Origin of the sequence: Streptomyces sp. NPDC059010, from assembly GCF_042740355.1 — a bacterium.
Lineage (GTDB): Bacteria > Actinomycetota > Actinomycetes > Streptomycetales > Streptomycetaceae > Streptomyces.
In genome coordinates this window covers 210,787-224,348 of the sequence record NZ_JBHYJA010000011.1, presented here as the reverse complement: position 1 = coordinate 224,348, position 13,562 = coordinate 210,787, and the positions used below count along the sequence as shown (strand labels likewise).

14 protein-coding genes are annotated in these 13,562 nt (G+C 68.2%); 4 read left to right on the top strand and 10 right to left on the bottom strand.

All coding sequences use genetic code 11. From position 1 onward, the window contains the following. Nucleotides 1-1,467, top strand: a complete 1,467-nt coding sequence (gene cseC / locus ACFWYS_RS14455; protein WP_384767339.1) for a two-component system sensor histidine kinase CseC — start codon at nt 1-3, stop codon at nt 1,465-1,467. A gap of 23 nt (nt 1,468-1,490) precedes the next feature. Here the strand turns inward: cseC and ACFWYS_RS14450 are convergent, their stop codons facing one another. The 3 genes from ACFWYS_RS14450 to ACFWYS_RS14440 form a co-directional block, all read right to left on the bottom strand. Next, nucleotides 1,491-1,925 (bottom strand): VOC family protein, encoded by a 435-nt coding sequence (locus ACFWYS_RS14450; RefSeq protein WP_384767336.1) that lies wholly within the window; start codon nt 1,923-1,925, stop codon nt 1,491-1,493. 74 nt (nt 1,926-1,999) lie between these two features. Further along, entirely contained in the window at nt 2,000-2,428 is a 429-nt protein-coding gene (locus tag ACFWYS_RS14445) for a helix-turn-helix transcriptional regulator (protein WP_384767334.1), read from the bottom strand. A 126-nt stretch (nt 2,429-2,554) separates the two neighbouring features. Beyond that, nucleotides 2,555-4,144, bottom strand: a complete 1,590-nt coding sequence (locus ACFWYS_RS14440) for an MDR family MFS transporter (protein ID WP_384767331.1) — start codon at nt 4,142-4,144, stop codon at nt 2,555-2,557. A 140-nt stretch (nt 4,145-4,284) separates the two neighbouring features. Here ACFWYS_RS14440 and ACFWYS_RS14435 point away from each other — a divergent pair, with 140 nt between their 5' ends. Further along, the gene (locus tag ACFWYS_RS14435) at nt 4,285-4,860 is read left to right on the top strand and encodes a TetR/AcrR family transcriptional regulator (RefSeq protein WP_384767328.1); all 576 of its coding nucleotides are present in this window, start codon (nt 4,285-4,287) and stop codon (nt 4,858-4,860) included. A 15-nt stretch (nt 4,861-4,875) separates the two neighbouring features. Here the strand turns inward: ACFWYS_RS14435 and ACFWYS_RS14430 are convergent, their stop codons facing one another. Then, nucleotides 4,876-5,499, bottom strand: coding sequence for a M23 family metallopeptidase (locus ACFWYS_RS14430; RefSeq protein WP_384767325.1), 624 nt, complete (start codon nt 5,497-5,499; stop codon nt 4,876-4,878). A 494-nt stretch (nt 5,500-5,993) separates the two neighbouring features. Here ACFWYS_RS14430 and ACFWYS_RS14425 point away from each other — a divergent pair, with 494 nt between their 5' ends. Further along, nucleotides 5,994-6,635, top strand: a complete 642-nt coding sequence (locus tag ACFWYS_RS14425; RefSeq protein ID WP_384767323.1) for an HAD family acid phosphatase — start codon at nt 5,994-5,996, stop codon at nt 6,633-6,635. A gap of 73 nt (nt 6,636-6,708) precedes the next feature. On the opposite strand, the gene ACFWYS_RS14420 is transcribed toward ACFWYS_RS14425, so the two are convergent. After that, nucleotides 6,709-9,237: an ATP-dependent Clp protease ATP-binding subunit gene (locus ACFWYS_RS14420; protein WP_384767320.1), complete on the bottom strand. Its 2,529-nt coding sequence runs from the start codon at nt 9,235-9,237 to the stop codon at nt 6,709-6,711. A gap of 431 nt (nt 9,238-9,668) precedes the next feature. Here ACFWYS_RS14420 and ACFWYS_RS14415 point away from each other — a divergent pair, with 431 nt between their 5' ends. Then, on the top strand, nt 9,669-10,373 hold the full coding sequence (locus tag ACFWYS_RS14415; protein ID WP_384767317.1) for an SCO3374 family protein: 705 nt from the start codon (nt 9,669-9,671) through the stop codon (nt 10,371-10,373). Nucleotides 10,374-10,392: 19 nt separating this feature from the next. On the opposite strand, the gene ACFWYS_RS14410 is transcribed toward ACFWYS_RS14415, so the two are convergent. The 5 genes from ACFWYS_RS14410 to ACFWYS_RS14390 all read right to left on the bottom strand — a co-directional run bounded on the left by ACFWYS_RS14410 (nt 10,393) and on the right by ACFWYS_RS14390 (nt 13,255). Further along, complete coding sequence (locus ACFWYS_RS14410; RefSeq protein WP_007498879.1) at nt 10,393-10,728, bottom strand: Lsr2 family protein; 336 nt, start codon at nt 10,726-10,728, stop codon at nt 10,393-10,395. Nucleotides 10,729-11,007: 279 nt separating this feature from the next. After that, nucleotides 11,008-11,571, bottom strand: a complete 564-nt coding sequence (locus ACFWYS_RS14405) for an amino-acid N-acetyltransferase (protein ID WP_384767314.1) — start codon at nt 11,569-11,571, stop codon at nt 11,008-11,010. 9 nt (nt 11,572-11,580) lie between these two features. Continuing rightward, nucleotides 11,581-12,150: a BlaI/MecI/CopY family transcriptional regulator gene (locus ACFWYS_RS14400; RefSeq protein WP_384767435.1), complete on the bottom strand. Its 570-nt coding sequence runs from the start codon at nt 12,148-12,150 to the stop codon at nt 11,581-11,583. A gap of 156 nt (nt 12,151-12,306) precedes the next feature. Beyond that, nucleotides 12,307-12,486 carry a hypothetical protein gene (locus tag ACFWYS_RS14395; protein ID WP_126394029.1) on the bottom strand — a complete coding sequence of 60 codons (180 nt, stop codon included), beginning with the start codon at nt 12,484-12,486 and terminating at the stop codon, nt 12,307-12,309. 127 nt (nt 12,487-12,613) lie between these two features. Next, entirely contained in the window at nt 12,614-13,255 is a 642-nt protein-coding gene (locus tag ACFWYS_RS14390; RefSeq protein ID WP_384767432.1) for a hypothetical protein, read from the bottom strand. Nucleotides 13,256-13,562 lie beyond the last annotated feature (307 nt).

Sequence of the window (13,562 nt, the reverse complement as noted above, 5' to 3'; positions counted from 1 at the left end):
ATGACGGGGATGTTCAGACGCCCGGCGGCGTCCGGCGCGGGGAGAGTCGAACTCACGGACCCGGCGGAGATCGCGGGCCCCGGGGTCGGTGTCCGGATGGGCGCCGGCACGGGAGGGCGTGCGGATGGTCGTGCAGGAGCGCGCATGAGCCGGCGCAGAAACAGCCGTATCGCCATCCGTACGGGTCTGCGGTGGAAGCTGAGCGCGGCGATCGCGCTGGTCGGCGCGCTCGTGGCGATCGTGCTGAGCCTGGTCGTGCACAACCAGGCCCGGGTCTCGATGCTGGACAGCGCGCGCGACCTCGCGGACGAGCGCGTCCAGATCGCGCAGCGCAGCTTCGAGCAGTCCAAGCGGCTGAACTTCCCCAACGCCACGATCGACGACCCGGAGCTGCCGCCGGCTTTGCGGGACAAGGTCGAGGAGGGCCGGCGGGGGACGTATGTGACGGACACGCCGAGCGGGGCGCCCGACATCTGGGCGGCCGTACCGCTCAACAACGGGCATGTGCTGTCGCTGCGCACCGGCTGGACCGACCGCAGTGAGCAGATCCTCAACCGCCTCGACCAGGCCATGATCATCGGATCCATCTCGGTCGTCCTCGGCGGCAGCGCGCTCGGTGTGCTCATCGGCGGGCAGCTGTCGCGCCGGCTGCGCAAGGCGGCAGCCGCGGCGAACCAGGTCGCGAGCGGCGAGCCGGACGTGCGCGTGCGGGACGCCATCGGGGGTGTCGTACGGGACGAGACCGACGACCTCGCGAGCGCGGTGGACGCCATGGCGGACGCGCTGCAGCAGCGGCTGGAGGCGGAGCGCCGGGTCACGGCGGACATCGCGCACGAGCTGCGTACACCGGTGACCGGTCTGCTGACGGCGGCCGAGCTGCTGCCGCCGGGCCGGCCCACCGAGCTGGTCCTGGACCGGGCGAAGGCGATGCGCACGCTGGTGGAGGACGTCCTGGAGGTGGCCCGGCTGGACAGCGCCTCGGAGCGGGCCGAGCTGCAGGACATCATGCTGGGCGAGTTCGTCAGCCGGCGGGTCGCGGCGAAGGACCCCGCCATCGAGGTGCGGGTCGTCCACGAGTCGGAGGTCATGACCGACCCGCGTCGGCTGGAGCGGGTGCTGTTCAACCTGCTGGCCAACGCCGCGAAGCACGGCAGGACGCCCATCGAGGTCACCGTCGAGGGCCGGGTCATCCGGGTCCGCGACCACGGCCCCGGTTTCCCCGAGGACCTGCTCGCCGAGGGCCCCAGCCGCTTCCGTACCGGCAGCAGTGACCGCGCGGGCCACGGCCACGGTCTCGGCCTGACGATCGCCGCAGGTCAGGCCCGGGTGCTGGGCGCCCGGCTGACCTTCCGCAACATCCGCCCGGCGGGCGCCCCGGACCATGTCCCGGCGGAGGGCGCGGTGGCCGTCCTCTGGCTCCCGGAACACGCGCCGACCAACACGGGGAGCTATCCGATGCTGCCGTAGCGGCAACCGGCCGGCAGGGGCGCTCAGCCGAACGACTTGGAGAAGTCGAGCTCCTCGCTCCGCTCGGTCAGCGAGTACCAGTTGCCGTTGTCGTCACGGAAGATCGCCTCGATGCCGTACGGCCGCTCCTGAGGCTCCTGGACGAACTCCACCCCGCGCGACCTGAAGGTCTCGTAGTCCCCCCGGCAGTCGTCGGTCCGGAACGCCCCGGCCCCGATGACCCCCTTCCCGACGAGCTTCTTCAGCGCCTCGGAGGACTCCGGGTCGAGCCCCGGCCCGTCCAGGCTCATCAGCGCCAGCTCGACATCCGGCTGATCCTTGGCGCCCACGGTGACCCACCGCATCTCGCCCATGGAGAGGTCGTTGCGCACCTCGAAGCCGATCTTCTCCGTGAAGAACGCCTTGGTGCGCTGCTGGTCGAACGTCCATACGGTGGTGATGCCCAGGCCCTTGATCATGCCTCTGCTCTCCTGCTCTGCCGTGCGGCTGCTGCGGCTGCGGTTCCTTGCCGTCACGTTAGGCAGGGGGCGGGTCAGGGCGCTTCTCCAGAGTTGCTCTCCTGCTCGTCCCGCCGCCGAAAGCCCCCGGCCCACAACATCGCGTAGCACCCCGGTATCAGCGCGGCCCCGCGCCCGACATGCTTCTCCCGGTACTCGCTCGGCGTCAGCCCGGTGCGCGTCTTGAACTTCGCCGAGAACGTGCCGAGGCTGCTGAACCCGACCAGATGGCAGATCTCGGTGACGGTCAGATTGGCGCCCCGCAGATACTCCTCGGCCCGCTCGATCCGCCGATGCGTCAGATACTGCCCCGGCGTCTCGCCGTACGCCGCCTTGAACACCCGTACGAAGTGATACCGCGAGTACCCGGCCCGCCCGGCTACGGCCCCCAGGTCGAGCCCCGGATCGGCCCACTCCCGATCCATGACGTCCTTGGCCAGCCGCAGCTGGCGCACCCTGTCCATGTTCCCGATGGTGGCACGCCCCACTGACATCCCAACGGTGACGTCGGGGCGCAGGACCAAGGCGGAGGCCCCCGGGTCGCCAGAGCAACCCGGGGGCCTCCGCCCACCTCACGACCTCGGACGGACTCAGACGGCCTCGACGACCGCCGCCTTCACCGCCGCGCCGTCCCCGGCCCCGTCCTCCTTGGGTCCCGCCCCCTTGAGCGGGACCTCCTTCACGAACAGGGCCGCCACCAGCGCCAGCACGGCGACCCCGGCCCCCAGCAGAAACGCCCCGTGCGTCCCCGCCGACACCGCGTGCCGGTACGCCCCCGCCAAGGCCTCCGGCAACTTCTCCAGACTCGCCGCATCCAGCTGCGCGGACTGCTCGGTCACCTTCGCCCCCAGCGCCCCGCTGCGCTCGGACATGACCTCCTGGACCCGGCTGTTGAACAAGGCCCCCATGATCGCGACCCCGAACGACGACCCGAGCGTCCGGAACAGCGTGGTGGACGAGGACGCGACGCCCATGTCCTTCATCTCGACGCTGTTCTGCGCGACCAGCATGGTGATCTGCATCAGACAGCCCATACCGAGCCCGACGACGGCCATGTAGACACCGGAGGTGAACCTGCTGGTCCCGGTGTCCATCAGCGACATCAGATACAGCCCGACGACCATCAGCGCACCGCCGACGATCGGGAAGGCCTTGTAGCGCCCGGTGTTCGTGGTCACCCGCCCGGCCACCATCGACGTCACGAGCATCGCCCCGAGCATCGGCAGGAGCAGCAGCCCGGAGTTGGTGGCGGACGCCTTCTGCACCGACTGCTGGTACAGCGGCAGGAACAGCGTCGCACCGAACATCACGAACCCGGTGATGAACCCGATGAGGGACATCAGCGTGAAGTTCCGGCTACGGAAGATGTGCAGTGGAACCACCGGCTCCGCGGCCTTGGTCTGCCAGAACACAAACCCCACCAGGGCCGCCACACCGATCCCGATGAGCTCCATGATCATCGTGGACGTCCAGGCGTACTCCGTACCGCCCCACGTGGTCACCAGCACGATCGCGGTGATCCCCACGGTCAGCAGCGCCGCCCCCAGATAGTCGATCCGCGCCTGCGTCCGCTTCTTCGGCAGATGCAGGACCGCGCTGATCGCGGCGAGCGCGACGACACCGAGCGGCAGGTTGATGTAGAAGGACCAGCGCCAGCCCCAGTTGTCGGTGATGGTGCCGCCGACCAGCGGCCCGCCGATCATCGCGAGCGCCATCACGCCGGCCATCATGCCCTGGTACTTGCCCCGCTCCCGCGGCGGAATGAGATCACCGATGATCGCCATGACGCCGACCATCAGACCGCCGGCGCCCAGTCCCTGCACGGCCCGGAACGCGATCAGCTGCCCCATGTCCTGGGACATACCGCTCAGCGCGGACCCGATCAGGAACAGCACGATCGACGACATGAAGACGCCCTTGCGCCCGTACATGTCGCCGAACTTGCCCCACAGCGGGGTGGAGGCGGCGGTCGCCAGCGTGTACGCCGTCACGACCCAGGACAGATGCTCCAGCCCGCCCAGATCCCCCACGATCGTCGGCATCGCGGTGCCCACGATCATGTTGTCGAGCATGGCCAGCATCATCGTGATCATCAGCGCGAGCAGCACGACCCGCATGCTTCTGGGCTGTTGCCCGGCCGGCTCCTCCGCGCCTGGACCAGCTGCCTGTATGTCCGCCATGACTCCCACTCCCCCGGCTTCCCGCCGCTACTTACTTGCCGCCCGGCTAGTTGTCTACACTCAGGGAAGGTAGATGCGTAACTAGCCGGGCGTCAAGTAAGTTTTCTGGAAAGCCGAGGCGTACGAGGATGGGTGGCACCATGGACGGCACCAAGCAGCGGCGCCGCGGGGACACCCGCCAGCGCATCCAGGACGTAGCGCTCGAACTCTTCGCCGAGCAGGGCTACGAGAAGACCTCCCTGCGCGAGATCGCCGAGCGCCTGGACGTCACGAAGGCGGCCCTGTACTACCACTTCAAGACCAAGGAAGAGATCATCGTCAGCCTCTTCGAGGATCTGACGAAACCGATCGAGGAACTGATCGAGTGGGGCAAGCAGCAGCCGCACTCACTGGCCACGAAGCAGGAGATCGTACGCCGCTACAGCCAGGCCCTGACCGAGGCGGCACCGCTGTTCCGCTTCATGCAGGAGAACCAGGCGACGGTCCGCGAACTGAGCATCGGCGAGATGTTCAAGAGCCGCATGGTCGGCATGCGGGACATCATCATCGACCCGGACTCCGACCTGGTCGGCCAGGTCCGCTGCATCAGCGCGCTGTTCACCCTGCACGCCGGGATGTTCCTGCTGCAGGACCTCGAAGGCGACCCCGAGGACAAGCGCAAGGCTGTCCTTGAGGTCGCCACGGATCTGGTCACCCAGGCGCACCAGGGCGCCTGAGAGCGGCTCGGTGACTCAGATCTTCAGACCCTTGGCCCGCAGAAAGGCCACGGGGTCGACAGCGGAGCCGTAGTTGGAGGTCGTACGGATCTCGAAGTGCAGGTGCGGCCCGCTGGAGTTACCGGTGTTGCCGGACCGGGCTATGTGCTGACCGGTCTTGACGACCTGGCCGACCTTCACGTCGATGCGCGACAGATGGGCGTACTGCGTGAAGGTCCCGTTGCCGTGCTTGACGACTATGGCGTTGCCGTACGCCGGACCGTCACCGGCGCCGTTGCCGCCGGCCTTGACGACGGTGCCGCCGTGCGCGGCCATGACCTGGGTGCCGCTCGGCACGGCGAAGTCCTGCCCGCTGTGGGTGGACTGCCACCTGGCACCGGCCTGCGCGAAGCTGGCGCTCTTCGTGTACTTCTTCACCGGGCTGACCCAAGAGGCGGCGGCCTTCTTGACCGCGGCCTTCTTCACCGCGGCGCTCTGCGCCTGCACGGCGGTGGAGACACCGGTGGCGGAGGTCATCTCAGCGGCGACCGCGCCCCCGGCGCCCAATACGACCGAGGCCCCCAGGCCGGCGGCCAGCACAGCGGCACGGGTGCGGAAGGTGGACGTACGGGCGGAACGGAAGGAAAAGCGCGGGGACATGCGAAACCTCATGGGGACGACGACAGAGAGAACCACCCGACGCACAGGCACTCGCCGGATGGCCATCCCTTGGTAACCCTCGTCCCCCCAAACCCCAAAACCCCTTTTCTACGACGGAAGCTAGTACTCCGCCGCAAAAATCCCTGCATCTTGACAGAGCCCTCATTAGGGACGAACCAGCGCGAACACCAAAATTCGCCGCAACTTATCTGCCGTTACGCCCCTTTTGCCCGCAGCGCTGTTTCCACTATTCCCTCTAGTAACGGACAAATCGCCTGTGCGGCATGTCACCGCCCAGCGCAATCGGAAGACCCCGGAATGTGACGGGCACTACGCCCCCCTTCCGCCTTTGCGTAACCAATCCCGTCATGAGTCTGTGAGCGACGCCTCAACGTGAACTACCGTCCGGTAACCCGCTGGTTCCCCACCAGCCACCCACGCACACGAACATGCACGCGACAACCCAGCGCACGTGACGTGAGAGGACCCCCCACATGACGCTTCGCCCCTGGGCGCACCGCATCGCGGTCAGCACCGCCTCCGCGGCCGCCCTCGTGGCCCTCGCGGTCCCCGCCGAAGCAGCGACGACCGCGACGAGCGCCTCCACCGCCACCACTGCGGCAGCCACGGCATCCGCGGCGGATGTCGACTACGCGACCTGGCAGAAGGACTGCCAGGCGGTGATGAACCAGGCGCTCCCCGATCTGAAGCAGCGGATCGCGAACACCAAGCCGGGTGAGAAGCAGGCGATCGTCTTCGACATCGACAACACCACCCTGGAGACGGACTTCGGCTTCAGCTACCCGCAGCCGGCCAACAAGCCGGTCCTGGACGTCGCCAAGTACGCCCAGGAGCACGGCGTCTCCCTGTTCTTCGTGACCGCCCGCCCGGGCATCATCGCCCCGGTGACCGACTACAACCTCAAGCACGTCGGCTATCAGGTCTCCGGCCTCTATGTGCGCAGCTTCGGCGACCTCTTCAAGAACGTCGCGGACTACAAGACGGCCCAGCGCGTGGACATCGAGAAGAAGGGCTTCACGATCATCGCGAACATCGGCAACAGCGCCACCGACCTGTCGGGCGGCCATGCCGAGAAGACGTACAAGCTGCCTGACTACAACGGGCAGTTGTCGTAATCCCCGCCGCCGTACGGCGGCATGCCAAAGGGGCCGGTGCTCGCAAGCACCGGCCCCTTTCAGCTGGTGAGGCTTACGCCTCCTTGCTCAGGTTCGGGCCGCTCGACGGGCCCGCCGCCTGCTCGATCGGCGGGACGTCCGGCAGGGCCGACTTCTCCTCGCCGCGGAAGGTGAAGGTCTTGGTGTCGCCCTCGCCCTCCGTGTCCACGACCACGATGTGACCGGGGCGCAGCTCGCCGAAGAGGATCTTCTCCGACAGGCTGTCCTCGATCTCGCGCTGGATCGTGCGGCGCAGCGGCCGCGCGCCCAGCACCGGGTCGTAACCCTTCTTGGACAGCAGCTCCTTGGCGGACTGGGAGAGCTCGATGCCCATGTCCCGGTCCTTGAGGCGCTCGTCCACCTTGCCGATCATCAGGTCGACGATCGCGAGGATGTCGTCCTGGGTCAGCTGCGGGAAGACGACCACGTCGTCGACGCGGTTGAGGAACTCGGGCCGGAAGTGCTGCTTGAGCTCGTCCTGGACCTTGTTCTTCATGCGCTCGTAGTTGGACTTCGTGTCACCCGAGGCCGCGAAGCCCAGGTTGAAGCCCTTGGAGATGTCCCGGGTGCCGAGGTTGGTCGTCATGATGATGACCGTGTTCTTGAAGTCCACGACCCGGCCCTGGGAGTCGGTCAGCCGACCGTCCTCCAGGATCTGCAGCAGCGAGTTGAAGATGTCCGGGTGGGCCTTCTCGACCTCGTCGAAGAGGACCACCGAGAACGGCTTGCGCCGCACCTTCTCCGTCAGCTGGCCGCCCTCTTCGTAGCCCACGTAGCCGGGGGGCGAACCGAAGAGACGCGAGACCGTGTGCTTCTCGCTGAACTCGGACATGTCGAGGGAGATCAGCGCGTCCTCGTCACCGAAGAGGAACTCGGCGAGCGCCTTGGACAGCTCGGTCTTACCGACACCGGACGGGCCGGCGAAGATGAACGAGCCACCGGGACGCTTCGGGTCCTTCAGACCGGCACGCGTACGGCGGATCGCCTTCGAGAGCGCCTTGACGGCGTCCTTCTGGCCGATGACCCGCTTGTGGAGCTCGTCCTCCATGCGCAGCAGGCGGCTCGACTCCTCCTCGGTCAGCTTGAAGACCGGGATGCCGGTGGCGGTCGCGAGGACCTCGGCGATCAGCTCGCCGTCGACCTCGGCGACGACGTCCATGTCGCCGGCCTTCCACTCCTTCTCGCGCTTGGCCTTGGCGGCCAGGAGCTGCTTCTCCTTGTCGCGCAGGGAGGCGGCCTTCTCGAAGTCCTGCGAGTCGATCGCGGACTCCTTGTCGCGGCGGACGCCCGCGATCTTCTCGTCGAACTCGCGGAGGTCCGGCGGCGCGGTCATCCGGCGGATGCGCATCCGGGAACCGGCCTCGTCGATCAGGTCGATCGCCTTGTCCGGCAGGAAGCGGTCCGAGATGTACCGGTCGGCCAGGGTGGCGGCCTGGACCAGCGCCTCGTCGGTGATGGAGACCCGGTGGTGGGCCTCGTACCGGTCACGCAGACCCTTGAGGATCTCGATCGTGTGCGGCAGGGACGGCTCGGCGACCTGGATGGGCTGGAAGCGGCGCTCCAGGGCCGCGTCCTTCTCCAGGTGCTTGCGGTACTCGTCCAGCGTGGTCGCACCGATGGTCTGCAGCTCACCGCGGGCCAGCATCGGCTTCAGGATCGAAGCGGCGTCGATGGCGCCCTCGGCGGCACCCGCACCGACCAGCGTGTGAAGCTCGTCGATGAACAGGATGATGTCGCCGCGGGTGCGGATCTCCTTGAGCACCTTCTTCAGGCGCTCCTCGAAGTCACCGCGGTAGCGGGAGCCGGCGACCAGCGCGCCGAGGTCCAGGGTGTAGAGGTGCTTGTCCTTGAGGGTCTCGGGCACCTCGCCCTTGACGATGGCCTGAGCGAGGCCCTCGACGACGGCGGTCTTGCCGACGCCGGGCTCACCGATCAGGACCGGGTTGTTCTTGGTACGGCGGGACAGCACCTGCATGACCCGCTCGATCTCCTTCTCGCGCCCGATGACCGGGTCGAGCTTGGACTCACGAGCGGCCTGGGTGAGGTTCCGGCCGAACTGGTCGAGGACCAGGGACGTCGAGGGAGTGCCCTCGGCAGGCCCGCCGGCGGTGGCGGTCTCCTTGCCCTGGTAGCCGGAGAGCAGCTGGATGACCTGCTGCCGCACCCGGTTGAGATCTGCGCCCAGCTTGACCAGGACCTGGGCGGCGACGCCCTCGCCCTCACGGATCAGGCCGAGCAGGATGTGCTCCGTGCCGATGTAGTTGTGGCCGAGCTGAAGGGCCTCGCGGAGCGACAGCTCCAGCACCTTCTTGGCACGGGGGGTGAAGGGGATGTGGCCGGACGGGGCCTGCTGGCCCTGGCCGATGATCTCCTCAACCTGCTGACGGACCGCCTCAAGCGAAATGCCGAGGCTCTCCAGGGCCTTTGCGGCGACACCCTCACCCTCGTGGATCAGGCCCAGGAGGATGTGCTCGGTGCCGATGTAGTTGTGGTTGAGCATCCGGGCTTCTTCCTGAGCCAGGACGACAACCCGCCGCGCGCGGTCGGTGAACCTCTCGAACATCGTTAATCGCTCCTCAGAGCGGTCAGGCAGTGGGGGGAACTTCCCCTCCCTGTCCTTCCGCAGCTTAGTCCCGCAAGCGGGGACCGCTCATTCCAACTGCCGACACCGTCGATGGCCTCCTGACCCCGAACGCCGACATCTGCTCCAACCCGATGGTGCGAGACGATGTTCCCGCAGGCCAGGTGGTTACCCTCACCATCAGTACGCCGATGGCGAACGTGAGACTCACTGTCCTGCGTGTCGCCCCCTCCCACTAGGGATGTCTTACCCGCTGGGACTGACACTCCATGCCGCGCCCCCCGGTTCCCTCCGCTACGGGCGAACAACCTTGCGCCTGCCCACACCCCCCGCACGCCCCCTTTTTCGCCACTCTGCGCATTCGCCAGGACACCCAGCGTAACCCGCATGCTCTTTCGGCGGTTGCACTTGGCATGGTCGGCACCCGCCCCGTGATCACCACGGACCCTGCCACGATCCCCCTCCCCCGTCGGCCGCTCGATCCGAGCGATCAGGTCCGTCGGTGGTACGAGAACGAACTGGGCTGGCCGGTGGTGCCCGGGGCACCCGGATTCCCGCTGTGCCTTCGCGTGGGCTCGCGCTTCGACGTCCTGGACGTACCGGCCGGGGCGGGCCGCGCGGCACTGCGTCATCTGACGCCGGAGTCCCCGGTGGCCGTCCGCGGCGACCGGATGCGGCTGCTCATCGCCGCGGGCGGCGCGCAGGAGGTGCCGGGAGCACTGGACTGGCTGGAGTGGGGCTCACTGCCCCTGGACCTGACGGCGCTCGGCGACGGCGACCTGATGGAGGCGCCCCTGCCACCCGAGTGGGGGCCGGTCACGGCCGTGGGGCATCCCGTCGATCCGGGGCCGAGGGGGGCCGTACGACGTCCTGGCCTGCCCGGGTGCGGCATGGTGCGGCCGCTTGCCCCGGGTCGGTCGGCTGCAGTGCAGGGGGCCGCCGTGTGGCTGCGGCCCCCCGGGACTGGGGGCGAGGTCGAAGCCTCGCTGCCGACGCTGTCGGCCCTGGGGGGCGGTGGGGGCGCCCCCGATCTCGTACGGGTTCTGGACACGGTGGCCACGCACTGCCACCGCCTGCGGCTGCGACGCGCGGGCGCGCAGCCTGCGGCCTGTCCGTAGAGCAGGCTTCGGCCTGGAATCAGGCGTTGGCCTTCTCGTATGCCTCGCGAATGGACGCGGGAACGCGGCCGCGGTCGTTGACCTCGTAGCCGTTCTCCTTGGCCCACGCGCGGATCTGCGCGGTGTCCTGGCTGCCACCGGAAGCGGCGCGCGCCTTTCCGCGACCACCCGAAGCGCGGCCTCCGGTACGACGACCGCCCTTCACGTAAGGCTCAAGAAGACCGCGGAGCTTGTCCGCATTGGCAGTCGTGAGATCGATCTCGTACGTCTTGCCGTCCAGCGCGAACGTCACGGTCTCGTCGGCCTCGCCGCCGTCGAGGTCGTCGACAAGAAGGACCTGAACCTTCTGTGCCACCGGATTTCCTTTCATCGATAACTTGAGGGCCGGGGGTCTGCGGCGTCCGCCGTTTCGCCGTCCCCTGTTATATGCAGTACTGCAGTACGTCGGAAAGCAAACCGCTTTTGAGGGAAAAACACAAACCCCCGGGAGAGACCCGGGAGAGACTCACGGTCCCCGCGCCCGTCCGGAAACATGCGCGTTTCGGACATAGGGCACCTGGGCATGGCCGGTCGGGGCGGAATACGTCTTCCGGAAGCTTGTGGAAGCCCGAGGAAGGTTGCGGATCCCCGGCGATCACAGATGCAGAAGCATCCGCCTGTTGCCCAAGGTGTTCGGTTTCACTCGTTCGAGACCGAGGAACTCCGCCACGCCCTCGTCATAGGAACGCAGGAGCTCCGCGTAGACATCGGTGTCAACCGGCGTCTCACCGATCTCGACGAAGCCGTGCTTGCCGAAGAAGTCCACTTCGAAGGTCAGACAGAAAACGCGGCGAACACCGAGCCAGCGCGCGGTGTGCAGCAACTTCTCCAGCAACTGATGACCGACGCCAGCGCCCTTCAGGCCGGGCTTCACGGCGAGAGTGCGGACTTCCGCCAGGTCTTCCCACATCACGTGCAGGGCGCCGCAGCCGACGACCTCGCCGTTGTCGTCGCGTTCCGCGACCCAGAACTCCTGGATGTCCTCGTAAAGCGTCACCGTGGCTTTGTCGAGCAGGATCCGACGCTGGACGTACTCGTCAAGGAGACGACGTACCACCGGGACATCGCTGGTGCGGGCCCGTCGGACGGTGATGGCTTTTGCGGTGACTTCTGGGCTCCCCACCGAGGAGCTCTCGGCCGAGTGGCTCTCTGCTGACATGAGCGGACGCTATCGCCCGCGGTGCTCCTGTGCGGAGCCGGGGTTCTCGGCGGCGGTATCCGCGTGCGTATCTGGGCCGGTATCGGGCTTGCGGGTTTGGGTGCCGGTGGTATCGGTGCCTGCGGTATCACCGCCGGTCGTATCGGTCCCGGTCCTATGAGTGCCGACGGTATCGGCGCCGGTCGTATCCGTGCCGGTCGTATCCGTGCGCGTAACGCGGTGTGTATCGGGGGGTTCTGTGGGTTCGGGTGTTTCCGGGCCCTGGACGATGCGTACGGCGTCCCGCAGGGCCAGGCGTTGTTCCTCGCTCATCATGCCGAAGAAGGCGACGAGTGCGGCGGCGGGGTTGTCGCTCTGCGACCAGGCATCGTTCATCAGGGCGGCCGCGTAGGCGGCTCGTGTGGAGACCGCCTCATATCGATAGGCGCGGCCTTCCGCCTCGCGGCGTACCCAGCCCTTCTGATGGAGATTGTCCAAAACGGTCATCACCGTCGTGTACGCGATGGACCGTTCCTGCTGGAGATCTTCCAGGACTTCTCGAACGGTCACCGGGCGGTTCCACTTCCACACCCGCGTCATGACCGCGTCTTCGAGTTCTCCCAATGGGCGAGGCACAGTTCAGCACAATAGTGGGAGAACTGGGTGTTGGCGTGCCGGACGTGCGTTTTCTTTGGCGAACGGGGCAAAAAGGGCGCCCAGATTCGGAAAACGTCCGTCGGGCTCGGGTCTGTCGGCTCAGGCGTCCGGGGTCGTGGAGGCCTGGCGGGTGCCCTCCGCGCGTGCGAGGGCCGCGTCCACCGCGGCGTCCTCCTTGGCCTTGTTGGCTCCGCCCTGGGTCTTCACGATCACCCTGATCACGCCGATGAAGAACACGGCCATGACGGCCGGCGGGAGGAGTGCGGAGACGTAGTCCATGCGTCCAGGGTAGCCAGGGGGTGGGGGCGGCCTGGGCGGGGGGCTTCAGGAGGTGTTCGGAGGGCGCCTCGCCGGGCAGCGTGGCTGCCCGGGTGTGTGCGCCCGGCTCTTTGTGCTGTGGCTGTTGTCAGCCTGCGGCCAGTTGTTGGGGCGGGTTCGAGGGCGGCGGGGTCGGTTTGCGGCGGGGGAAGACCTCGCCGGGGGTGGGGATGGGGCGGGGCGGCTTCGGGGCGGGGGTGCGCTCGGGGCCGGGGGCGGGGGCTGGGCCGGGGGCGGGCTTGGGGGCGGCCGGTTTTTCCGCCGGCTTCTTCCGGGGCTGTCTGGCGGGGTCCTGGGCGGCGTCCTGGGCGGGGAGGGCGAGACCTCCGGGGAGGGCCGTGAGGTGGGTGCGGGATGCCGGGATGGCGGGGCGGGTGCGTGTGTCCTGGTCGGCGAGTGGCCCGCAGCGGTCCAGGAGGGTGGCGGCGGTGGGGTTGCCGCGGAGGGCCCGGAGGGCGGTGAGGTCGTCGGGGGTGGGGCGGTACCCGGCGGTGAGGGCCTCTTCGAGGAGGGTGAGGTAGCCGGCTGCGGTGCCGGGGAGGGCGGCGCGGTAGCGGGCGACGTCGGCCACCAAGAACGCACGCAGCCGGGCGCCCTCGCGGATCGCCTCGTCGAGCGACTCGGCGAGGCGGAGACAGTCCTGGACGTCTTCGGCCGAGGCGGGGTCGGGGTGGAGGGCGAGGGCGAGAGCGCGGCGGAGCACACGCAGCTCCTCCGCGCCGAACGCCATGCCGCCGCGGGATCCGTATGGCGTGGGCATGCGGCGACGATACGCGCTAATCAGACAAACGCGGCATAGGGAGGTGGGTGTGGCGTGGGTCGCCACTCGGGTGGGGGGCGGGATGCCTGCGGCGGCCTGTTGCTGTGTGGTGGGGGCGTGCGTAGCGCCTACGGGGCGGTGGGTGGGTCTGGGCCGCGCCGGGGGGGTGGGACGGGGACGGGGCCGGACCTTTGGTTAGTGCGGGGCCCGCGTCGTATTAGGGGGGGGGACACAGTGTGGATGGTTGGTTAGGTGAGGAGGCTGTTGGGCACCACGG